General features: G+C 73.2%; 19 protein-coding genes and 1 pseudogene. 16 read left to right on the top strand and 4 right to left on the bottom strand.

Features of this window, described 5'->3' with window-relative positions:
- The first annotated feature begins 59 nt into the window (after positions 1–59).
- Positions 60–1,658 (top strand): replicative DNA helicase, encoded by a 1,599-nt coding sequence (dnaB, locus tag ACZ3TI_RS11600; RefSeq protein WP_465725902.1) that lies wholly within the window; start codon positions 60–62, stop codon positions 1,656–1,658.
- Between the two features lie 78 nt (positions 1,659–1,736).
- Positions 1,737–3,197 carry an acyltransferase family protein gene (locus tag ACZ3TI_RS11595; RefSeq protein WP_465725900.1) on the top strand — a complete coding sequence of 487 codons (1,461 nt, stop codon included), beginning with the start codon at positions 1,737–1,739 and terminating at the stop codon, positions 3,195–3,197.
- A gap of 73 nt (positions 3,198–3,270) precedes the next feature.
- On the opposite strand, the gene manA is transcribed toward ACZ3TI_RS11595, so the two are convergent.
- The gene (manA, locus tag ACZ3TI_RS11590; protein WP_465725898.1) at positions 3,271–4,470 is read right to left on the bottom strand and encodes a mannose-6-phosphate isomerase, class I; all 1,200 of its coding nucleotides are present in this window, start codon (positions 4,468–4,470) and stop codon (positions 3,271–3,273) included.
- A 328-nt stretch (positions 4,471–4,798) separates the two neighbouring features.
- On the opposite strand from manA, the gene ACZ3TI_RS11585 reads away from it, so the two are divergent.
- Positions 4,799–5,563 carry a polyprenol monophosphomannose synthase gene (locus tag ACZ3TI_RS11585; RefSeq protein ID WP_465725896.1) on the top strand — a complete coding sequence of 255 codons (765 nt, stop codon included), beginning with the start codon at positions 4,799–4,801 and terminating at the stop codon, positions 5,561–5,563.
- Positions 5,564–5,669: 106 nt separating this feature from the next.
- Here ACZ3TI_RS11585 and ACZ3TI_RS11580 read toward each other — a convergent pair whose 3' ends face one another.
- A complete protein-coding gene (locus ACZ3TI_RS11580) occupies positions 5,670–6,080 on the bottom strand; it encodes a winged helix-turn-helix transcriptional regulator (protein ID WP_465725894.1) in 411 nt (136 codons plus the stop codon).
- 106 nt (positions 6,081–6,186) lie between these two features.
- Between ACZ3TI_RS11580 and ACZ3TI_RS11575 the strand changes: the two genes are divergently transcribed.
- From ACZ3TI_RS11575 to ACZ3TI_RS11530, 10 genes and pseudogenes are all read left to right on the top strand, one after another.
- A complete protein-coding gene (locus ACZ3TI_RS11575) occupies positions 6,187–6,834 on the top strand; it encodes an FMN-dependent NADH-azoreductase (protein WP_465725892.1) in 648 nt (215 codons plus the stop codon).
- 111 nt (positions 6,835–6,945) lie between these two features.
- Positions 6,946–7,896, top strand: coding sequence for an MBL fold metallo-hydrolase (locus ACZ3TI_RS11570; RefSeq protein WP_465725890.1), 951 nt, complete (start codon positions 6,946–6,948; stop codon positions 7,894–7,896).
- 62 nt (positions 7,897–7,958) lie between these two features.
- Positions 7,959–8,901: pseudogene (locus tag ACZ3TI_RS11565) on the top strand (NTP transferase domain-containing protein).
- Complete coding sequence (locus ACZ3TI_RS11560; protein WP_465725888.1) at positions 8,898–10,106, top strand: molybdopterin molybdotransferase MoeA; 1,209 nt, start codon at positions 8,898–8,900, stop codon at positions 10,104–10,106. Before ACZ3TI_RS11565 ends, ACZ3TI_RS11560 begins: the two are co-directional and overlap by 4 nt.
- A 37-nt stretch (positions 10,107–10,143) precedes the next feature.
- Positions 10,144–10,350, top strand: coding sequence for a hypothetical protein (locus ACZ3TI_RS11555; RefSeq protein ID WP_465725886.1), 207 nt, complete (start codon positions 10,144–10,146; stop codon positions 10,348–10,350).
- A 66-nt stretch (positions 10,351–10,416) separates the two neighbouring features.
- A complete protein-coding gene (locus tag ACZ3TI_RS11550) occupies positions 10,417–11,394 on the top strand; it encodes an NAD(P)H-quinone oxidoreductase (protein ID WP_465725884.1) in 978 nt (325 codons plus the stop codon).
- 165 nt (positions 11,395–11,559) lie between these two features.
- A complete protein-coding gene (locus ACZ3TI_RS11545; RefSeq protein WP_465725882.1) occupies positions 11,560–12,276 on the top strand; it encodes a hypothetical protein in 717 nt (238 codons plus the stop codon).
- A 269-nt stretch (positions 12,277–12,545) separates the two neighbouring features.
- The gene (locus tag ACZ3TI_RS11540) at positions 12,546–13,157 is read left to right on the top strand and encodes a bacterial proteasome activator family protein (protein ID WP_465725880.1); all 612 of its coding nucleotides are present in this window, start codon (positions 12,546–12,548) and stop codon (positions 13,155–13,157) included.
- A gap of 292 nt (positions 13,158–13,449) precedes the next feature.
- Positions 13,450–14,880: a protein kinase domain-containing protein gene (locus ACZ3TI_RS11535; RefSeq protein ID WP_465725879.1), complete on the top strand. Its 1,431-nt coding sequence runs from the start codon at positions 13,450–13,452 to the stop codon at positions 14,878–14,880.
- Between the two features lie 111 nt (positions 14,881–14,991).
- The gene (locus ACZ3TI_RS11530; protein WP_465725877.1) at positions 14,992–16,731 is read left to right on the top strand and encodes a protein kinase domain-containing protein; all 1,740 of its coding nucleotides are present in this window, start codon (positions 14,992–14,994) and stop codon (positions 16,729–16,731) included.
- A 14-nt stretch (positions 16,732–16,745) separates the two neighbouring features.
- Here the strand turns inward: ACZ3TI_RS11530 and ACZ3TI_RS11525 are convergent, their stop codons facing one another.
- Together ACZ3TI_RS11525 and ACZ3TI_RS11520 are read right to left on the bottom strand one after the other, a co-directional pair.
- Entirely contained in the window at positions 16,746–17,786 is a 1,041-nt protein-coding gene (locus ACZ3TI_RS11525) for a phosphotransferase (protein ID WP_465726054.1), read from the bottom strand.
- A gap of 124 nt (positions 17,787–17,910) precedes the next feature.
- Positions 17,911–18,570: a response regulator gene (locus ACZ3TI_RS11520; protein WP_465725875.1), complete on the bottom strand. Its 660-nt coding sequence runs from the start codon at positions 18,568–18,570 to the stop codon at positions 17,911–17,913.
- Between the two features lie 426 nt (positions 18,571–18,996).
- Between ACZ3TI_RS11520 and pdhA the strand changes: the two genes are divergently transcribed.
- The 3 genes from pdhA to ACZ3TI_RS11505 are packed head-to-tail and all read left to right on the top strand — an operon-like array spanning position 18,997 to position 22,568.
- On the top strand, positions 18,997–20,151 hold the full coding sequence (gene pdhA / locus ACZ3TI_RS11515; RefSeq protein ID WP_465725873.1) for a pyruvate dehydrogenase (acetyl-transferring) E1 component subunit alpha: 1,155 nt from the start codon (positions 18,997–18,999) through the stop codon (positions 20,149–20,151).
- On the top strand, positions 20,151–21,125 hold the full coding sequence (locus ACZ3TI_RS11510) for an alpha-ketoacid dehydrogenase subunit beta (RefSeq protein WP_465725871.1): 975 nt from the start codon (positions 20,151–20,153) through the stop codon (positions 21,123–21,125). Before pdhA ends, ACZ3TI_RS11510 begins: the two co-directional genes overlap by 1 nt.
- A 15-nt stretch (positions 21,126–21,140) precedes the next feature.
- Complete coding sequence (locus ACZ3TI_RS11505; RefSeq protein ID WP_465725869.1) at positions 21,141–22,568, top strand: dihydrolipoamide acetyltransferase family protein; 1,428 nt, start codon at positions 21,141–21,143, stop codon at positions 22,566–22,568.
- Positions 22,569–22,635 lie beyond the last annotated feature (67 nt).

Raw genomic sequence — 22,635 nt, 5'->3', positions numbered from 1 at the left:
CGTACAAAGAGGAGCGGCTCCCGCTCCAACTCGCACCACTCGCTGATCGGGGAACACGCGTGACCGGCCCCCAGTACGACGACCACGACGCGCCGCCGCCGGAGGACGACTGGCAGACCGCCGAGGACCCCTTCCCGGCCGGCGCCTTCGACGACGCACCCTTCCCCGACGGTCCCGGCGACCGGCTCCCGGTCTCCCGCGGCCGAGGCGGCCAGGGCGGCCAGGGCGGCGGGTTCCAGAAGGGGAGCTTCCAGAAGGGCGGCGGCTTCCAGAAGGGCAAGCGCGACCGCCGCGACGACGAGGGCGAGGGCGGCGGCGGGGGCGGTGTGGACGGCTTCGAGCGCGTCCCCCCGCAGGACCTCGCCGCCGAGCAGTCCGTCCTCGGCGGCATGCTCCTCTCCAAGGACGCCATCGCCGACGTGGTCGAGGTGCTCAAGCCGGCCGACTACTACCGGCCCGCGCACGAGATGGTCCACGGCGCGATCCTCGACCTGTACGCCCGCGGCGAGCCGGCCGACCCGATCACGGTGGCCGGCGAGCTGACCAAGCGCGGCGAGCTGCAGCGGGTCGGCGGCGCCTCGTACCTGCACACCCTGGTCAACTCCGTCCCGACGGCGGCCAACGCCGAGTACTACGCCCAGATCGTCCACGAGCGCGCCGTGCTGCGCCGCCTGGTCGAGGCGGGCACCCGGATCGCCGGCATGGGCTACGCGGCCGAGGGCGACGTGGACGAGATCGTCAACGCCGCCCAGGCGGAGATCTACGCCGTCACCGAGCAGCGCACCAACGAGGACTACGCGCCGCTCGCCGACATCATGGAGGGCGCCCTCGACGAGATCGAGGCGATCGGCTCCCGCAACGGCCAGATGTCCGGTGTCCCGACCGGCTTCGCCGACTTCGACCAGCTCACCAACGGACTGCACCCCGGCCAGATGATCGTCATCGCGGCCCGCCCCGCCATGGGCAAGTCCACCCTCGCGCTGGACTTCGCGCGCGCCTGCTCGATCCACCACAAGCTGCCGAGCGTGATCTTCTCGCTCGAAATGGGGCGCAACGAGATCGCCATGCGTCTGCTCTCCGCCGAGGCCCGGGTCGCGCTGCACCACATGCGCTCCGGGAACATGACGGACGACGACTGGACCAGGGTCGCCCGCCGGATGCCCGACGTCAGCGAGGCGCCGCTGTTCATCGACGACTCGCCGAACCTGTCGATGATGGAGATCCGCGCCAAGTGCCGTCGGCTCAAGCAGCGCAACGACATCAAGCTGATCGTCATCGACTACCTCCAGCTGATGCAGTCCGGCGGCTCCCGCCGGGCCGAGAACCGTCAGCAGGAGGTCTCGGACATGTCCCGAAACCTCAAGCTGCTGGCCAAGGAGCTGGAAGTCCCGGTCATCGCGCTCTCCCAGCTGAACCGTGGCCCCGAGCAGCGCACCGACAAGCGGCCGATGGTCTCCGACCTGCGTGAGTCCGGCTCGATCGAGCAGGACGCCGACATGGTCATCCTGCTGCACCGCGAGGACGCCTACGAGAAGGAGTCCCCGCGCGCGGGCGAGGCCGACCTGATCGTCGCCAAGCACCGTAACGGCCCGACGGCCACCATCACCGTCGCCTTCCAGGGCCACTACTCGCGCTTCGTCGACATGACCCGGGACTGACCCGCCCCTGACCCGCCCTTGACCGGGGACTGACCCCGGCCGGGGGCGGGATCCCCCGGATGGGCTAGTGTCCGGCGGATGACGACCAAGGGATCACTGGCCCGGTGGGGAGCCCGGAGGGCCGGGCGGGGCGAACGCGCCGCCGCGCCGGGGAGCCGGCTCGGCTGGCTGGACGCGCTGCGCGGGATCGCCGCGCTGGCCGTGGCGGCCCATCACTTCGAAATCCTGAAGCTGATCCCGCATGGCGCCACCATCTCGGCCAACTTCGACCTCGGCTTCTACGGGGTCATCGCCTTCTTCGTCGTCAGCGGGTACATCATCCCGGCCTCGCTGGAGCGCCGCGGTGACATCCGGGCGTTCTGGATCAGCCGGGTCTTCCGGATCTACCCGGCACTGATCGTGTCGATGCTGTTCGCCGAGCTGGTCCTGCCGCACGACTACCAGGTCCTCACCTTCGACGGCTACCACCACGACAAGCTCTGGCTGGCGGGCAACGGCCTGATGCTGACGGACGTGCTGGGCGTGGTGAACGGGCTCAGCATCAGCTGGACGCTGACGTACGAGATGCTCTTCTACTTCTTCGTCAGCAGCCTCTTCACGTTCGGCTGGCACCGGCGCAGCGCACCGATCGCGGTCGGGGCGGCGGCGATCGCCCTCGCGCTGGGCGTCGTGATCCCGTCGTGGAGCCTGCAGACCAGCGCCGAGGCGATCACCAACCTCACGGTCGCCGCCGTGGCCATCGTGGGCATGGGCGTGTCCTGCATGCTCAGCGGCAACGCCTCGCTGGCCCGGACCGGCGGTCTGCTGCTGGGTGGGCTCGGCCTGGTACTGGTGTTCACCAACGGCCGGACGACCGCGTACGAGACCTTCACCATCTTCGCGACGATGTTCGCGGGCACGGTGATCTACCGGGCGCAGCACGGGCAGATCGCGCGGATCGAGGCCTGGATGTCCGTCGGTTTCGTCGTGGTGGCGGGCGCCCTGGTCGGGTGGATGTACAACCGGGGCGCGATGGGGGCGGCGACCTCGACCTTCACCTGGACGGCGTGGACCAACGCCTACCTGGCGGCCTGGGCGTCGTTCGGCTTCTTCTTCCTGCTGCGCAACCGGCGGATGCCGCGCGCGCTGGTCTGGCTGGGCGCGGTGAGCTTCTCGGTCTACCTGCTGCACTGGCCGGTCAAGACGTTCCTGCTGTGGCGGTTCGGCTGGGACCGGAACTACTACCCGGACAAGCTGGCCTCGCTGCCGTTCACGGAGCGGTGGGGTTGGGTGCTCGGGTACGTCGCGGTGCTGCTGGTGGCCTGCTGGCTGGTGTACCGGCTGGTGGAGCTGCCGTTCCAGAAGCTGGGCCGCAAGCTGACCACGGCGGCGAACCGGCGGTGGCCGCAGCAGTCCCCGGAGGCGCCGGGGCCGGTCGCGTCGGCGGGCGCCGTCCCGGCGCAGGCGTCGGGGGCGGCAGAGCCGGCGCTGGTGGGTACCGGCGTGGGCGTGGGGTCGGGTTCGGGCGCGGGCTCGGGTTCGGCCCAGCGGACCGACTGAGCAGGCCGAGGGGCCGGGAGGCAGGAACCGTTCCTGCCCCCGGCCCCTTCGGTTTTCGCGGCCCGTCAGGGGGTCAGATGGTCACCGTGGCACGGAAGAGCGTGCCGGCCGTGCCGGAGAGGCGGGTCGGGGTGCCGGTGGCGGGGAGGAAGGCCGACTGGCCGCGGGCGAGGTCCAGGACGGTGTCGTCGGCGGCGGTGAGGCGCGCGCCGCCCTCGGTGCAGAGCAGGATCTGCGGGGTGCGGCCGTCGATCGAGCGCTCGACACCGTCCAGCGTGAAGCGGGAGAGCCGGAACTCGTCGATCGGGACGGGGTAGAGCTCCTCGCCCGGGACGCCCTCGACCGGGGCGGGGGTCAGCACCTCGGGGGCGCCGGACTCGAAGACCACGACCTTCAGCAGCTCCGGGACGTCGATGTGCTTCGGGGTGAGGCCGGCCCGCAGCACGTTGTCGGAGTTGGCCTGCAGCTCGACGCAGACGCCGGACAGGTAGGCGTGCGGCACCCCGGCACCCAGGTAGAGGGCCTCGCCGGCCTCCAGCCGGACGTGGTTGAGCAGCATGCCGGCGATCAGGCCGCGGTCGTCCGGGAAGTCCTTGGCGATCCGGGCGTACGGGGCGTAGTACCAGTCCGGATCGCCGGTGTCGTACTCCGCCAGCGTCTCGGCGGTCTCCCGGGTGGTCTTCCGGGCGGTCTCGTCGTCCATGGTGAGGATGGCGGCGAGCGTGCCGCGCAGTGCCTCGGACTCGTCCTTCACGCCCAGCAGGTCGATCAGCGGGTCCAGCCCGGGCACCGAGAGCCGGGCCATCAGCTCGGCCGCCTCGGCGGTCCGGCGGAAGCCGCAAAGGCCCTCGAACTCGCCCAGTGCGCAGACCATTTCGGGCTTGTGGTTGGCGTCGCGGTAGCTGCGCTCGGGGGCGTCCAGCGGGATGCCGAGGGCGTTCTCGGCGGCGAAGCCGGCCCGGGCCTGCTCGATCGTGGGGTGGGCCTGGATCGACAGCGGGGTGCCCGCCGCGAGGACCTTGAAGAGGAACGGCAGGGTCGGGCCGAACCTGGCCACGCTCGCGGCGCCCAGTTCGCCCTCGGGGTCGGCCGCGATGAGTTCGTCCAGTCGGCGCGGGCCATCCCCGCGGTCGGCGCGGGACGGGTCGCCGGGGTGGGCGCCCATCCACAGCTCGGCCTGCGGTTCACCGGTCGGCTGCTGCCCGAGCAGCTCGGGCAGGGCCGTGAGCGACCCCCAGGCGTACGGGCGGACGGTGTTGATGAGCCTGTCCATGCGCGCGGTCCTACTCCTTCGCTGTCGGGCGGGTGTGCCGGATCGCCGGGGGCGGGCCCGGCGGTGCGGGCGGTCCGGGCACGGGCAAGGGCATCGACCCTAGCCCAACGGGGTCACCCGCGGGGAAACGACGGGCAACCGGTGGGAGTGCCGTGGGCGGACCGGCGGTTCCCGGGCGCGGTAGTAGGATGCCTGGACGCAGTAGTCTCCGCCCTGCGCGCAGTTCTCCACCGTGGTCGTCCCGTCGGAGGGTTGCCGGTGGAGCCGCGTTCCAGCGTGCGGGTGACGGTGCTCTGAGATTCCCCGCCATCGGCCGAGAGGTTTGTACGTGACCGTGAACCAGCAGAGTTTTGCTGATCTCGGCAGGGTCCTGGTGATCATCCCGACCTACAACGAGGCGGAGAACGTCGAGCGGATCGTCGGGCGGGTCCGGGCCTCGGTGCCCGAGGCCCACGTGCTGGTCGCCGACGACAACAGCCCCGACGGCACCGGCGAGCTGGCCGACAAGCTGGCCGTCGAGGACGCCCACGTGCACGTCATGCACCGCAAGGGCAAGGAGGGCCTCGGCGCCGCCTACCTCGCGGGTTTCCGCTGGGGCATCGACAACGGCTACGACGTCCTGGTCGAGATGGACGCCGACGGCTCGCACCAGCCCGAGGAGCTGGACCGGCTGCTGGGCGCGCTGCGCGGCGCCGACCTGGTGCTGGGCTCGCGCTGGGTGCCGGGCGGCCGGGTGGTGAACTGGCCGAAGTCGCGGCTGCTGCTCTCGCGCGGCGGCTCGACCTACTCCCGGCTGATGCTGGGCGTGCCGATCAAGGACGTCACCGGCGGCTACCGGGCGTTCCGCAAGGAGACCCTGCTGGGCCTGGGCATGGACGAGGTCGCCTCGGCCGGGTACTGCTTCCAGGTCGACCTGGCCTGGCGCACGGTGAAGGCCGGGTTCAAGGTCGCCGAGGTGCCGATCACCTTCGTCGAGCGCGAGCTGGGCGCGTCCAAGATGAGCCGCACCATCGTGGTCGAGGCGCTGTGGCGGGTGACCTCCTGGGGTCTCTCCGACCGGCTGGCCCGGCTGCGCGGCGCGAAGAAGCGCTGAGAATCCGCTCGCGCCGAGATTCCGCTTGATCGAAGGGCCCGTCCGCTGGTGACAGCGGGCGGGCCCTTCGGCATGTCCGGGGGACGGGCGGACGCCCCTTCCCGGGTCAGCAGCCGCCGTTCTTGAGGGCGCTCTCCGGCAGGTAGCGGTCGGCCCAGACGGCCAGCTCGTGCAGTGCGGGCCTGAGCGCGATGCCGCCTTCGGTGAGCCGGTAGCTGACCCGCAGCGGCGGGCCGGCGTCGACCTCGCGGACGACCAGCCCGGCCTCGGCCAGCTCGGTCAGCCGGTCGGAGAGCATCCGCTCGCTGATGCCCGGGACGGCGCGGCGCAGCTCGGAGAAGTAGGCCTGGCCGCCGTTGTTGAGCACGCCCAGCAGCATGCCGGTCCAGCGCTTGCCGAGCAGGATGAAGACCCGGCCGATCGCCGGGTCGACGTTCTGGCAGCCGCTGTGGGCGCCGGCCTCGCCCGCGTCGAGGGCGGTCGGGACTCCGTCGGTCACTACCTCGTGCTGGGCCATGGATCCAGCGTACTCGACCCTCACTAGTGACTGCAGAAAAGTAAGCTGCTACCTTAGTTGCAGCTGCAGGGAAATCAGCAGCTACTAATTTCTCTGGAGGTACGCCATGCCCACGCTCCTGCACATCGACTCGTCCGCGGTCACCGACGGCTCCGTCTCCCGCGAGGTCACGGCCGCCTTCCGGGCCGCCTGGGAGGCCGAGCACCCCGAGGGCACGGTGATCTACCGGGACCTCGCCGCCGACCCGATCCCGCACCTGGAGGTGCACGGCATCAGCGCGGGCTTCGCCCCGGCCGAGGTCCACAGCCCCGAGCAGGCCGCCGCCTTCGTGCTGCGCGACGAGCTGATGGCCGAGCTGGAGCGGGCCGACGCCGTGCTGATCGGCAGCCCGATGTACAACTTCACGATCCCCTCGACCCTCAAGGCCTGGCTGGACCAGGTGATCCTGATGGGCCGCACCGCCGGTGAGGCGCCCTCCGCCAAGGGCACCCCGGTCACCGTGGTCGCCGCCCGCGGCGGCTCGTACGCGCCGGGCGCCCCGCGCGAGCCCTTCGAGTTCGTCACCACCTACCTGGAGAAGGTGCTGACCGGGATGCTCGGGCTGGAGGTCGACTTCATCGTCCCGGAGTTCACCCTGGCTCCGGCCGTCCCCGCGATGGCCGACTTCATCCCGAACGCCGCCGAGTCCAAGGCCCAGGCCCTGGAGCAGGCCACCCGCCGGGCCAAGGAGCTCGCCGTCCGGGCCGCGGTGTGACGTGCCCCTGAAGGCGCGCCCCGCCGGGCGCGCCTTCCGCGCATTCGGGCACCGGTACTCCCATGCTGTAGGGCGCAGGAGATCCGACCGCCCACCAGAGGGAGCAAGCCCGTGACGTCGTCCCCGCCCGAGGAGAACGCCGGCGCGGAGCGTGCGGACGGCCCGGCGCCCGAGCACGCCGCGCACCCGGACGCCGAGCGGTTCGCCCGGCCGCTGGAGGTCGCCGTCTTCACCGGCCCCGAGTCGGCCTTCTTCGCCACCTCCACGCTGATCCTCGGCGAGCGGACCGCGATCCTGGTGGACGCCCAGCTGACCCGCAGCGCCGGGCGCGAACTGGCCGAGTGGGTCGCGGGCAAGGGCCGCCGACTGCTCGCCATCGTGGTCACCCACCAGCACCCGGACCACTACTTCGGCGCCGAGGAGGTGCTGAAGCTCTTCCCCGACGCGCAGCTGCTCGCCGCGCCCGCGGTGGTCGAGGGCATCCGGCGCACCGCCGCCGCCAAGGTCGCGCAGTGGAAGCCGGTGTACGGCGACGACATCCCGGACCACCCGCTGATCCCCGCCCCGCTGCTGCCGCAGCCGCTCATGCTGGACCGCCAGGTGATCCCCGTCCTGCTGCTCGGCCAGGCCGACTGCGCGGACTCCACCGTCGTCCACGTGCCGAGCATCCGGACCGTGATCGCCGGGGACTTCGTCTACAACGGCACCCACGTCTGGACCGCCGACACCACCCCGGCCCAGCGCACCACCTGGGGGCACAACCTCGGCCGGATCGCCGACCTCGGCGCGGACCGGGTGATCGCCGGACACCGCGCCCCCGATCAGGGCGACGAAGCCACCCGCGTGCTCGCCTTCACCGGCGAGTACCTGCAGGACTTCGACCGGCTGCTCGCCCGGCACCCGCACGACCCGGAGGCGTTGGTCACGGCGATGAACCAGCGGTACGGGGAGCTGACGCTGCCGGTCATCGTGGAGCTGGGGGCGGCGGCCAACACCGCCCGGGCGACGGAGGAGGACGGGATCGTCGACGCGGAGATCGTCGAGGACGACCCGGCCGAGTAGCACCCGGCCGGGCAGGGCCGCGGCCGAGCAGGGCCCGCCGCGCAAGGGCGGATACTGGCCGCATGACGCCGTACGACGTGATCGTTCCGGCGGGCGGGGCCGCACGGCGCCTCGGCGGGGCCGACAAGCCCGGCCTGACCGTCGGCGAGACCACCCTGCTCGACCGGGTGCTCGCCGCCTGCGCCGGCGCCCGCACCACCGTCGTGGTCGGCCCGGCCCGGCCCACCGCGCACACCGGCGTCCGCTGGACCAGGGAGCAGCCGCCCGGCGGCGGGCCGGTCGCCGCCGTCGCGGCCGGGCTCGACCTGGTCACGGCGGACACCGTGCTGCTGCTCGCCGCCGACCTGCCCTTCCTGGACCGGCGGACGGTGGAGCGGCTGGCCGCCGCCCTGGAGGAGGCCGGGCCGGGCGTGGCCGCCGCCGTGCTGGTCGACGCGGGCGGACGCGACCAGCCGCTCGCCGCCGCCTACCGCACCGCCCCGCTGCGCGCGGCGCTGACCGCCCTCGGCGACCCGGAGGGGCAGCCGCTGCGCCGCCTGGTCGGCGGGCTGGTGCAGCTGCGGGTCGCCGACACCGACAACGTCGCCTACGACTGCGACACCTGGGAGGACCTGGAGCAGGCCCGGGAACGCGACCGGACGTGACCCTCACCGCACCCGCCACCGGGCTGTGAGGGAAACGACGCGCCCCGCACACGGGGTGAACACCTTCGGGAAACCGCCGATCAGGCAGCATGGGCGCATGGAGCGCACGCTGGATGACTGGATCGCCGAGGTCAAGGCCGACCTGGGCATCGACCTGGACGTCGACGTCCGAGGTCTGCTCGACATGGCCCGGGTGGTCGCGCACGGAGTGGAGCGGCCGGCCGCGCCGCTGACCGCCTTCCTGATCGGCTACGCGGCCGCCCGGCGGGGCGGCGGCCCGGAGGCGGTCGCCGAGGCCACCCGGCGGACCGAGGCCCTCGCCGAGGGGTGGGTCGCGGCCGGCCGGCCGGGCGAGCAGTGAGCGCGGTCGGGCAGACCACCGTGGCCGCCCCGCCCACCGGCCCAGCCGTGCTGAGCTGGCCCCGCGCCCGCGAGACCGCGCGCCGGGCCGGGCTGCGCCCGTTGCCCGCGATCGGGCTGCCGCTGGCCGAGGCGCTCGGCCACACCCTCGCCGAACCGCTCCGCGCCCTCACCGACCTGCCCGCCTTCGACACCTCCGCGATGGACGGCTGGGCGGTGGCCGGGCCCGGCCCGTGGCGGGTCACCGGCCGGGTGCTGGCCGGAGCGGCCGAGTCGACGCCGCTGGCGGACGGCACCGCCGTGGAGATCGCCACCGGCGCCCAACTGCCCTCCGGCGCCACCGCCGTCCTGCGCCGCGAGCACGGGCGGACCGACGGCACCCTGCTGCGCGACCGCGGCCCCGACCGGTTGACCACCGGCCAGGACGTCCGACCGCGCGGCCAGGAGTGCCGCCGGGGTGAGGAGTTGCTGCCCACGGGCACCCCGGTCGGGCCGGCCGTACTCGGTCTGGCCGCCGCCTGCGGCCACGACCGGCTGGGCGTCCGCCGCCGCCCGGTGGTCCACCTGCTCGTCCTGGGCGACGAGTTGCTCGCCTCCGGGGTCCCCGGGCCGGGCTTGGTCCGGGACGCGCTCGGGCCGCTGCTGCCGCCCTGGCTGCGGGCCGCCGGTGCCGAGGTCGGCGAAGTCCGGTCCGTGCGCGACGACTTCGGACTGCTCCGGGACGCGCTGCGGCACTCCACCGCCGACGTTGTGGTCACCACCGGCGGGACGGCCGCCGGACCGGTCGACTTCCTGCACCGGGCACTCGCCGAGGCCGGTGGCCGGCTGCTGGTGGACGGCGTCGCCGTCCGCCCCGGACACCCGATGCTGCTGGCCGAACTCCCCGGTGGGCGCCACCTGGTCGGGCTGCCGGGCAACCCGCTGGCCGCCGTCGCCGGGACGGTCACGCTCGCCCTGCCGCTGCTGCACGCCCGCAGCGGGCGGACCGTCGGCGCCCCCGCCCTCGCGCCCGCCGCGGTCGCGCTGCCCGGGCACCCGACGGACACCCGGCTGCAGCCCGTCCGGCGGACGGCCGAGGGCGTCGTCCCGGTCGCCTTCGACGGGCCCGCGATGCTGCGCGGACTCGCCCGGGCCGAGGCGCTGGCCGTGCTCCCGCCCGGCGGGGCGGCAGCGGGGGAGACGGTCGAGCTGCTGGGGCTTCCGTGAGCGAGCACACCGTCGTGTTCGCCCGCACGCCGGGGCCGTGATGGAGGACCTGCTGACGTACGGCAACGGGCTGGACGTGGTGGAGCGGCCGGTGACCCGGGCCGAGGCCGGGCACAGCCCGCGCGAGTGCGAGGAGCTGGTGGTCGCGGTGGTGCGCGGCCGGCGGGTGCTCAACCACACCGAGCCGGAGGCCGCGGTGCTGCAGCTGACCGACCGGGTGATCGTCATCAGGTCGAGCGGCTGACGCGACGTCGATCACTTGCCGCGGCCCTGACCGGCCGACCGCCCTGACGCGCAGTAGGTTCGGGACATGCATGCGATGACGATTCCCGTACCCGGCGGTCCCGAGGCACTGGTCTGGGCCGAGGTGCCCGACCCGGTGCCCGCCGACGGCGAGGTCCTGGTCGAGGTGGCGGCCACCGCCGTCAACCGTGCCGACCTGCTCCAACGGCAGGGCTTCTACAACCCGCCGCCCGGCGCCTCGCCCTACCCCGGGCTGGAGTGCGCCGGGCGGATCGTCGCCCTCGGGCCCGGGGTGTCCGGCTGGGCGGTCGGCGACGAGGTGTGCGCGCTGCTGGCCGGCGGCGGCTACGCGCAGCGGGTCGCGGTGCCGAGCGGGCAGCTGCTGCCGCTGCCCAAGGGGCTGAGCCCGGAGCAGGCCGCGGCGCTGCCGGAGGTCGCCTGCACGGTGTGGTCCAACGTCTTCCTCACCGCGCACCTGCGGCCCGGTGAGACCGTGCTGCTGCACGGCGGCGCCAGCGGCATCGGGACCATGGCGATCCAGCTGGCCAAGGCGGTCGGCGCGCGGGTCGCGGTCACCGCGGGTAGCGCCGAGAAGCTGGCCCGGTGCGTGGAGCTGGGCGCGGACATCGTGATCGACTACCGCGAGCAGGACTTCGTCGAGGCCCTCAAGGAGGCCACCGGCGGGGTCGGGGCGGACGTGATCCTGGACATCATGGGTGCCAAGTACCTGCAGCGGAACGTGGACGCCCTGGCGGTCAACGGGCGACTGGTGATCATCGGGCTGCAGGGCGGGGTGAAGGGCGAGCTCGACCTCAACGCCCTGCTGCGCAAGCGGGCGGCGGTGGTCGCCACCAACCTGCGCGGGCGGCCGCTGGCGGAGAAGGCGGCGATCGTCGCGGCGGTGCGGGAGCACGTGTGGCCGCTGGTCGAGTCGGGGGTGGTGAAGCCGGTGGTGGACCGGGTGCTGCCGCTGACCGACGCGGGCGAGGGGCACCGGGTGCTGGAGGCCGGGGAGCAGGTCGGGAAGGTCGTGCTGCGGGCCTGAGGGCGGTGCGGCGGGCAGTCGGCTCGGTGTCCGGCTCGGTGGCTGGTCTGATGCTCGGCTTGGCGTCCGAAATGCCCGGATTGTCAGGCCGTGCGACGCTGGTCCGGAGCTGTCCCGCCGCCGCCTCGCCCCCGGGCGCGGGCGGCCGTCGGAAGGACTCCGACCGTGGCCGCATCACCGCACGCATGGCTCGGGCCGCTGCCCGTAGCGCCGCACCACCGTCGTACTCGTCGTGCCCGCCGTATCCCGTGCCCGGGCCGTGCCCAGCGGCTGTTCGCGGCGGCCGTGCTGGGGCTCACGCTCCCGCTGGCCGCCGCCTCGGCGGCGGTGGCGATGCCGTCGCCTTCGGCGGGGGTGTCCCCCTCCCCCCGGCCCTTCCCGATGCCGGGTGCCGGGTCGAGCGGTGCGGCGAGTGCGGCGGGGCCGGAGTCCTCGACCGCACCCAGGCCGTCGGCCCTGCCGCTGCGGCACCCGGTGCCGCGACCGCACCCGGACGGGGACTTCCCCCGGGCCCACCGGCACCACCCGGCGTCGCTGCCGGAGCGGCCCGGCGCCGCCGTGGAGCAGGTGCCGGAGCGGGTGCCGGACCAGGTGCCCGATCAGGCCGTCGACCAGGCTCCCGAGCAGGCCCAGGACCAGAGCGTCGAGATCGACCGACCGGAGGCCGACCCGGACGGCCCGGACCCGACCGCCCCCGGTGACGCCGTCGCGCCGGACACCGTCACCGCCGCCGCCGGCCAGCCCGTCGCGGCCGCCGCCATCCCCATCGTCCTCCCCGCCCGCTGGCAGGACGCCTCCACGACCCAGCTCCCGCTGGGGGTCGGGCTGGGGTTGATCGGCTGCGGGCTGGGGCTGGTCGGGCTGAGGCTGCGGAAGGACTGAGCCGGGGGGAAGGGGACCGGGTTGCTCGGGGTGGGCGAGGGGTTTCGGAGGGTGGTCGCGGAGGGGCGGTTCGGAGGTGGAGGTTCGGTGCGGGTTCGGTGGCCCGGGCGCGGTGTCGGGGAGTGGCCGGGGTGCGGGGCGCGGGATCTGAGTACCCGTACGGATTCCCGCGCGGCCCGCAGGGGCGTACCTTCGTCACGGGTGGCGCAGGACGGCGGGACGCACGGGGGCTTCCGCCCGACCAACCCCAGTGAGAGAGAATGTTGTTCATGACGAATCCGATGAACGAGCGCTCGTCGCAGGAGCCCTACCAGGCCGCCGGCGGGCAGCCGCAGGACGGCCAGAAGGTGCTGATCGTCGGACCGGACGGGCTGCCCGTGGGCCAGGGCTTCGGCGGCCCGGTGGGGGACGGGGACGACGACGACATGCCGCGTGAGCTCCCGGTGACCGAGATGGTCGAGCAGCCCGCCAAGGTCATGCGCATCGGCAGCATGATCAAGCAGCTGCTGGAGGAGGTCCGGGCGGCGCCCCTCGACGAGGCGAGCCGGGCCCGGTTGAAGGACATCCACGCGAGCTCGATCAAGGAGCTCGAACTCGGTCTGGCCCCGGAGCTGGTCGCCGAACTCGAGCGCCTGTCGCTGCCGTTCACCGAGGACAGCATCCCGACCGAGGCCGAGCTGCGGATCGCCCAGGCCCAGCTGGTCGGCTGGCTGGAGGGCCTGTTCCACGGCATCCAGACCGCGCTGTTCGCCCAGCAGATGGCGGCGCGGGCCCAGCTGGAGCAGATGCGGCGGGCGCTGCCGCCGGGCCTGCACGGCGGCGACCCGGACGAGGACGAGCCGGGCCAGGGCCGCGGCATCCGCTCCGGCCCGTACCTGTGACCCGGACCTGCCGCGGTACCCGCCGGTAGCCGGGCAGGCCCGCCGGACGGGACGTACCACGACCATCCGCCGCGGGCCGCACCGCCGGGATCCGGTGCCGACGGCCCGGGCCCAGGAACGGCCCTGGGCCGATCACCGTCGGCGCGAGCCGATACCCTGACCCCTGTCGCAGGCCGGTCGAACCGCCGCGACAGGGGTCCGCCAGGCCAGCGGGCCGGGCCCACCACGCACGGACGAGACCGAACGTCACGGTTGCGGCAAGCACGGCCGCGCCGAGGGGGAGCAGAGGACCATGAGCGAGCACGGCAACGCGGTCGAGGGCTTCTCCCTGGGCAACGGCCGCTATGTGCTGCAGCGGCTGCTGGGCGAGGGCGGCATGGCATCCGTGCACCTCGCCTACGACAGCGTGCTGGACCGGCAGGTCGCGCTGAAGAGCATGCACAGCGAGCTGGGCCGGGACGACTCGTTCAAGGAGCGGTTCCGCCGCGAGGCCCAGGCGGTGGCCCGGCTGGAGCACCCGAACATCGTCACGGTGTACGACAGCGGCGAGGACATCGCCCCGGACGGCTCCAGCACGCCGTACATCGTCATGCAGCTGATCGACGGCCAGGGCCTGCGCGAGGCGATCAACGAGGCGATCGGCCAGTACGGCGCGATGCCGACCGAGGCGGCCCTGAAGGTCACCGTCGGCGTGCTGAACGCGCTGGAGGCCTCGCACGACATGGGCCTGGTGCACCGCGACATCAAGCCCGGCAACGTCATGTTCGACCGCAAGGGCAATGTCAAGGTCATGGACTTCGGCATCGCCCGGGCGCTGGAATCCGGCGTCACGTCGATGACCCAGACCGGCATGGTGGTCGGCACCCCGCAATACCTGTCGCCCGAGCAGGCGCTCGGCAAGCCGGTGGACGCCCGCTCCGACCTGTACTCGGTCGGCGTGATGCTCTTCGAGATGCTCACCGGCCAGCTGGTCTTCGACGGCGACTCGGCGTTCTCGATCGCCTACAAGCACGTCCAGGAGGAGCCGCCGGCTCCCTCCACCCTCAACCGCTCGGTCACCCCCGAGGTGGACGCCTTCGTCGCCCAGGCACTGCGCAAGGACCCGGCGCACCGGTTCCAGAGCGCGGCCGCGATGCGGGATGAGGCGGAGCGGCTGATCGAGGCCGCGAAGGGCGGCGGCAACGGGCACAAGCTGCAGGCCAGCACCCCGCTGGTGATCAACGAGGGCCCGCGCTCGGTGCACGCCGCCCCGCAGACCCCGCCGCCGTTCCAGCCGCAGCAGCAGTACCGGACTCCGCCGCCGGCGTACCAGACGCCGGGTCCGCAGGCCCCGCACACGCCGCACCCGCAGTACCTCCAGCAAGGGGGACAGCAGCCGCCGCCGCAGTACCAGACCCCGCCGCCGGCCTACCAGACGCCGCGTCCGCAGGCCCCGCACACGCCGCACCCCTTCCAGCAGCAGGGGGGCCCGCAGCAGGCGCACACCCCGCCGCCGCAGCCGATGCCGCCGTACCAGCAGCCCAAGGCGCCCAGCGGCGGCGGCTGCTCGACGGCCGTGGTCGTGGTCGGGATCATCGTCGGCGTGCTCGTCCTGGCCGGCATCATCATCGCGATCGTGGTCAACAACGCCGACAAGAAGACCAACGGCAAGTTCGGCCACGCCGACCGCCCGGCGAACGTGCTGGTGGTCGACACCCCGGCCGACCGGAATGGCCTGCTCTGACGGTTTCCGGCCGGTTCGCGCGTGCCACGCTGCGCGCCGGAAGCGGTAGCGTTCGGGGATACGTAAGCGACAGGGCACCGCGATCCGAGCGACCGCCCGGGGCGAGGAGCGATGGCACAGACGCAGCAGCCGGACGACGACGCGGGTGCCCGAGCGGCCGGACGGACCGGCGGGACGCCGAGGATCCCCGAGCCCGGCAGCGACGCCGCGACCTCGGCGCTGCCGCCCGTCATCGGCGCCGGTGGCCCGCACACCCCCGGTCGCGGCACCGCCGCACCGCTGGGCACCGTCGGTGACGGCCGCTACCGGCTGACCCACCGGCTGGGGCGCGGCGGCATGGCCGAGGTGTTCGCCGCCGAGGACGTGCGGCTGGGCCGCACCGTCGCCGTCAAGCTGCTGCGCGGTGAGCTGGCCCAGGACGAGGTCGCCCGGCTGCGCTTCACCCGCGAGGCGCACGCCGTCGCGGCGCTCAACCACCACTCGATCGTCTCCGTCTACGACACCGGCGAGGAGTACGTCGGGGACGAGTCCACGCCGTACATCGTGATGGAGCTGGTCGAGGGCAGGACGGTCCGCGAGCTGCTCGCGGACGAGGACGCGCCGCCGGTCGACCAGGCGCTGATCATCATCGCCGGCGTGCTGGAGGCGCTCGCCTACAGCCACCGCAACGGCATCGTCCACCGCGACATCAAGCCCGCCAACGTGATCATCACCAACACCGGCGCGGTCAAGGTGATGGACTTCGGTATCGCCCGGGCGCTGACCGGCGGGGCCACCACGATGACCCAGACCGGCATGGTCATGGGCACCCCGCAGTACCTCTCGCCCGAGCAGGCGCTCGGCAAGCCGGTCGACCACCGCTCCGACCTGTACGCGGCCGGCTGCATGCTGTACGAACTGCTGGCCCTGCGCCCGCCGTTCACCGGTGACACCCCGCTCTCGGTGGTCTACCAGCACGTCCAGGACCTGCCGATGCCGCCCTCGCAGGCCAACGGCCGGGTGCCGGTCGGCCTCGACCCGCTGGTGCTGCGCTCGCTCGCCAAGAACCCGGACGACCGCTTCCAGGACGCCGACGAGTTCCGCGCCCACGTGCAGCACGCGCTGCGCGAGATGCACGGCGCGGCCGGGGCCGGCTGGGTCGGCGCCGCCGGGGCCCCGGGCGACACCGGTGCGACCCAGGTGCTCCGGCCGGACCAGACGGCGGCCACCGCGGCCTTCGGCGTGGTCCGCCCGGGCGACAAGACCTCCGCGCTGCCCTACCAGGGGACGGGCGACCAGCTGACCCCGTACACCCCGTACTCGGGGGGCGGCGGCTCGTACGGCGGTGGCGGCGAGGACGACGGCGGCGACGGGCGCGGCCGGCGGCGCGGACCGTGGGCCTGGGTGGCCGGCGGCATCGCCGTGCTGGTCGCGGCCGGGGCCGGCATCGCGATCGCGCTCACCGGGGGCGACGGCGGCAACAAGGACCACGGCGTGCCCTCCACGCCGGCGCCGGTGGTCAGCACGGCCGAGCCGACCACGCCGACCCAGAGCGGGCAGCCGAGCCCGCCGGCGTCGGTCTCCGGCAGCAAGAAGCCGCAGCAGCCGACCGACACCGGCAACAACAGCGGGAACAACTCCGGGAACAGCGGCAACAACATGTCGCCCTCGGCGAGTTCGAGCAAGCACGCGTCCCCGACGCCGACGACGACGGGGACGCCCACCCACACGTCGACGGGCAGCTCGTCGGCGACCCCGACGGGCGGGTCGACGGGCGGGTCGACGCCGACCTCGGGCGGCGGCACCCAGAACCCGCTGCCGACCAAGTCGCTCCCGCCGGTGACGGCGCCGGGCACGCCGGGCACGAACTGACCCGGCCGGTCGGCTCAGTTGGCGAAGGCGTCCAGGACCTGCTCGTACTCCTGGCACCACCACGCCAGCTGGCCCGCCGAGGCGGGGTAGAGCGGGTCGGCCCGGTGGTCGGCCCGCTGGTAGCGCCACTGCAGCATCCAGAAGTCGTTCAGCCGCTCCCACCAGACCCGGTGGGCTGCGGCGGCGAGGTGCTCGGCGGTGGCGGCGCCGGAGGCCCGGTAGGCCTGTGAGTACCGCCGGACCCGGACCAGGTCGAGGACGCCGGACGCGCGGTCGTTGAAGAGCAGCGTGGCGGCTCGGACGGCCTCCTCGGCGCGCGGCTGCGGGCCGAGCTTGTCCCAGTCCAGGACGGCCGCCACCCGGCCGCCCGCCGGGGCGTCGTCGTACAGCAGGTTGAGGCCGTGGAAGTCGCCGTGGGTCCAGCCGGTGGGCGGGGCGGCCTGCGGGACGGGGCGGCGGTGGGCGTGCTCGGCGAGCAGTTCCAGCCGTTCCGTGAGCCGTTGCTCGACCAGCGCGTCCAGCTCCCCGTACGGGCGGTGCTCGCGGGCGCTGCGCCGCAGGTCACGGGCGAGTCCGGCGCTGTCGGCGGGGTCGGCGCTGCGGTAGCCGGCGGGCGGGTCCAGGGGGGCGCAGACGTCGTCGAGCGCGCCGTGCAGTCGGCCGAGCAGCGCGCCGAGCTCATCGCACTGCGGGAGGTCGAGCTCGGTACCGTGCCGGTGTCGGCCATCCGTCCACGGGAACAGCGCGAACGTCCGGCCGCCCCAGCCGGCCACCGTGCCGGACCGTTCGGCGCAGGCCAGCGGGGGTGCGACGGGCAGTCCGAGGGTGTTCAGCGCGGCCATCGCGCGGTGGTGGGCGAGGACCTTCGGACGGCCGGCGGTGGCGGTGTCGACGTAGCACTTCAGGAAGTACGCGCCGGCTTCGGTGGTGACCCGGTACCCCCGGTTCAGCAGCCCTTCGGCGACCGGTTCGGCGCTCAGCAGCCGCCCCACCCGGTAGCGGGCCAGGACCTCGACGAGCGCGGTGTGCGGGACGGGCGGGCTGAGGGTCCCCATCGGCGGAGCGGAGAGGTCGGGGCGGGCCGGGGCGCAGGCGAGGGTCTGGCTGAAAGTCACAGCCAGAGGTTATGGCCCTCTGGCGGGGGCCCTTGACAAACCGTCAGTTCTGTGCCGTCGTCGGTCAGTACTGGTGGTCGGCCTGGTGCCGCGCCACGAAGGCGGCCGCTTGGGTGCGTCGCTCCATGCCCATCTTGGCGAGCAGACTGGAGACGTAGTTCTTCACCGTCTTCTCGGCCAGGTGCAACTCGTTGCCGATCTGACGATTGGTCATACCTTCGCCGATCAGATCGAGGATCCGCCGTTCCTGCTTGGTGAGTTGGGCCAGCCGTTCGTCCTCCTTCCCGCCGCCGTCGCGCAGTCGGGCGAGCACCCGGCTGGTGGCGACCGGGTCGAGCAGGGAGCGGCCGGCCGCGACGTCCCGGACCGCGGTGATCAGGTCGGTGCCGCGGATCGCCTTCAGGGCGTAGCCGGAGGCGCCGGCCATGATCGAGTCGAACAGCGCCTCGTCGTCCGAGAACGAGGTCAGCATCAGGCACTTGATCTCCGGCAGCCGGGACCGGATCTCGCGGCAGACCTCGACCCCGTTGCCGTCCGGCAGCCGGACGTCGAGCACCGCGACGTCGGGGTGGACCGCGGGGATCCGGGTGATCGCCTCGGCCGCCGTGCCGGCCTCGCCGACGACCTCGATGTCGTCCTCGACCGAGAGCAGATCGTGCACGCCCCGTCGGACGACTTCGTGGTCGTCGAGCAGGAATACCCTGATTTGTCCGTTATCAGTCACGTCCAAAGCCTCCCATATCACCGTACGAAAGACCTATCGCTCGCAAGGTCGTAAAGACGTGATCCGGCCGGAGCCATCCGAAACCGATATCGAGAACCCCCTTACGTACGGGCGTCTGCCCGGATAACGTGCGCTGGTGTCCTGAAGGCGCTCGAATTGAGAGCTGCGTCACGTCGTCCGTCACCCCCACCCTTCCGACGGCGGTCCGAGCGCGGCACCCTCGGGGTTGTAGGCCCTGAACAAGTAGGACGTCCTAGCGCAAGCGCGCCAAGGGCGGACGCTGGGTAACGTTCTCGTGAGGGACGCCGTCGGAACAGGATCACCACCTGCCCCGCAGTAGGTGCGCACACCCACGCGCGCCCCGCGAGGCGGTGACCGGACCGGTCACCGGCGACCCCGGGCGGCCGGACAGACCGAGGAGTGAACGTGACCGTCAAAAGCACGGCGAGGGCTCGCAAGAAGGCGGCCCCCGCTGTCCCTGACACCCTCCGCGCCACGGGTTCGGACGCCCAGCCGGAGCTCGTCCAGCTGCTCACGCCGGAAGGCGAGCGGGTCGAGCACCCGGACTACCCCCTCACCACCACCCCGGAGGAGCTGCGCTCGCTCTACCGCGACCTGGTGCTGGTGCGCCGGTTCGACGGCGAGGCCACCGCGTTGCAGCGCCAGGGCGAGCTGGGCCTGTGGGCCTCGCTGCTCGGCCAGGAGGCCGCCCAGGTCGGCTCCGGGCGCGCCATGCGCACCGGCGACTACGCCTTCCCCACCTACCGCGAGCACGGCGTGGCCTGGTGCCGCGACGTGGACCCGCTGAACCTGCTCGGCATGTTCCGCGGCGTGAACCACGGCGGCTGGGACCCGAACGAGAAGAACTTCCACCTGTACACCATCGTGATCGGCGCGCAGACCCTGCACGCCACCGGTTACGCGATGGGCATCAGCAAGGACGGCGCCGACGACGCGGTGATCGCGTACTTCGGCGACGGTGCCTCCAGCCAGGGCGACGTCAACGAGGCCTTCACCTTCGCCTCGGTCTACAACGCGCCGGTGGTGTTCTTCTGCCAGAACAACCAGTGGGCGATCTCCGAGCCCACCACCACCCAGACCAAGATCCCGCTGTACCGCCGCGCCTCCGGTTTCGGCTTCCCCGGCGTGCGGGTCGACGGCAACGACGTGCTGGCCTGCCTCGCGGTCACCCGCTGGGCGCTCGACCACGCCCGCAGCGGCAACGGCCCGGTGCTGATCGAGGCGTTCACCTACCGGATGGGCGCCCACACCACCTCCGACGACCCCACCCGCTACCGGCACGCCGAGGAGACCGAGGCCTGGAAGGCCAAGGACCCGATCACCCGGCTCCGCGCCCTCCTGGAGAAGGAGGGCCTGGCCGACGAGGAGTTCTTCGCCGCCGTCGACGCCGAGAGCGAGCAGCTGGGGCTGCGGGTGCGCGAGGGTGTGCGCAGCATGCCGGACCCGGACCCGACCCTGATCTTCGACCACGTGTACAGCGAGCCGCACGCGCTGGTCGATGAGGAACGGGCCGAGTACGTCGAGTACGCGGCCTCCTTCGAGGCGGGGGAGAACCTCTGATGGCCGGTCAGCTGAGCATCGCGAAGGCGCTGAACGGGGCGCTGCGCAAGTCGCTGGAGAACGACCCGAAGACCCTCCTCATGGGCGAGGACATCGGCAAGCTCGGTGGCGTCTTCCGGATCACCGACGGCCTGCAGAAGGACTTCGGCGAGGGCCGGGTGATCGACTCCCCGCTCGCCGAGTCCGGCATCGTCGGCACCGCGATCGGTCTGGCCCTGCGCGGCTACCGCCCGGTGGTGGAGATCCAGTTCGACGGCTTCGTCTACCCGGCCTTCGACCAGATCGTCTCCCAGCTGGCGAAGATGCACGCCCGTGCGCTCGGTCACGTCAAGATGCCGGTCACCATCCGCATCCCCTACGCGGGTGGCATCGGCGCGGTCGAGCACCACAGCGAGTCGCACGAGGCGTACTTCGCGCACACCGCCGGTCTGCGCGTGGTCACCCCGTCCAACGCGCACGACGCGCACTGGATGCTGCGGCAGGCGATCGAGTCGGACGACCCGGTCATCTTCCTGGAGCCCAAGCGCCGCTACTGGGACAAGGGCGAGGTCGGCGACGCGCCCGACCTGGGCCTGCACGACGCCCGGATCGTCCGGCCCGGCACCGACGCGACGCTGATCGCGTACGGTCCGATGGTCAAGGTCTGCCTGGAGGCCGCCGCGGCCGCCGAGGAGGACGGCCGCCGGTTGGAGGTCGTCGACATGCGCTCGCTCTCCCCGGTGGACTTCACCACCCTGGAGGAGTCGGTCAAGCGCACCGGACGGGCCGTCGTGGTGCACGAGGCACCGGTCTTCCTGGGCATGGGCGCCGAGCTGGCCGCCCGGCTCACGGAGAAGTGCTTCTACCACCTGGAGGCACCGGTCCTTCGGGTCGGCGGCTACTACGCGCCGTACCCGCCGTCCCGCGTCGAGGAGGCCTTCCTCCCCGACCTGGACCGCGTGCTCGACGCCGTCGACCGCGCGCTCGCGTACTGATACCGGGGAGCGAAGATGACCACCGAAGTTCGCTCGCTCCGCGAGTTCAAGATGCCCGACGTGGGCGAGGGCCTCACCGAGGCCGAGATCCTCAGCTGGTACGTCAAGCCCGGTGACACCGTCACCGACGGGCAGGTCGTCTGCGAGGTGGAGACCGCCAAGGCGGCGGTGGAGCTGCCCATCCCGTTCAACGGGGTGGTCGAGCAGCTGCACTTCCCCGAGGGCACGACGGTCGACGTCGGCACCGTGATCATTTCCGTCGCGGTCGCCGGGGAGACGGGGGCCGCGGCTCCGGCCGCCCCTGCCGCTGCGGCTCCGGCCGCTCCGGCTCCCGCCGAGGAGCCCGAGCCGGAGCGCCGCGAGGTGCTGGTCGGGTACGGCCCGCGCACCGGCGGCAGCCAGCGCCGGGCCCGGCGGACGACCACCACCACGGTCGCCGCGACGAAGCCGGCTGCGGCTCCGGTCGCGCCCGCCCCGGTTGCTCCGGCTGCTCCGGCGCCGGTGGCCGAAGCCCCCGCCGGGGAGCGGCCGCTGGCGAAGCCGCCGGTGCGCAAGCTGGCCAAGGACCTGGGCGTCGACCTGCGCGCGGTGGCCCCGACCGGTCCGGGCGGTGTGATCACCCGCGAGGACGTGCACGCGTACGCCACGGCCCAGGCCGCTCCCGCCGCTCCCGCCGCCCCGGTGACGGAGGCCGCCGTGGCCGTCGCGGCCGAGCCGGTCGCGGTGCCGGTGTCCGTCGCGGGCGACGTCCGGGTGCCGATCAAGGGCGTCCGCAAGGCGACCGCGCAGGCGATGGTGGCCTCGGCCTTCACCGCCCCGCACGTCACCGAGTTCGTCCAGGTCGACGTGACCCGCACGATGAAGTTCGTCCGCCGCCTCAAGGAGAGCGGCGAGCTGGGCCGGGACGTCCGGGTGAGCCCGTTGCTGCTGGTCGCCAAGGCGCTGCTCACCGCGGTCAAGCGGCACCCCGAGATCAACGCGCAGTGGGACGAGGCGGCCCAGGAGATCGTCATCAGGGGCCACGTGAACCTCGGCATCGCCGCGGCCACCCCGCGCGGCCTGATCGTCCCGAACATCAAGGACGCCGGGTCCAAGACCCTGTCGGGGCTGGCCGTTTCGCTCGGCGAGCTGGTCGAGACCGCCCGCCAGGGCAAGACCTCGCCGGCTGACATGCAGGGCGGGACGATCACCATCACCAACGTCGGCGTCTTCGGCGTCGACACCGGCACCCCGATCCTCAACCCGGGCGAGGCCGCCATCCTCGCCTTCGGCGCGGTCCGGGAACTGCCGTGGGTGCACAAGGGCAAGGTGGTCCCGCGTCAGGTGACCACGCTGGCGCTCTCCTTCGACCACCGCCTGGTGGACGGGGAGCTGGGCTCCAAGGTGCTGGCCGACGTGGCCGCGCTGCTGGAGCACCCGAAGCGCCTGATCACCTGGGGCTGACGCCCGGGAAGTCCTGAGAACGAAGAAGGGGCCCTCCTCCTCCGCACCGGCGTGCGGAGGAGGAGGG

The sequence above is a fragment of the Kitasatospora sp. NPDC023120 genome (genome assembly GCF_055560835.1).
Note: the sequence above shows the minus strand (reverse complement) of the source record. Positions and strands in the feature narration are given on the sequence as shown.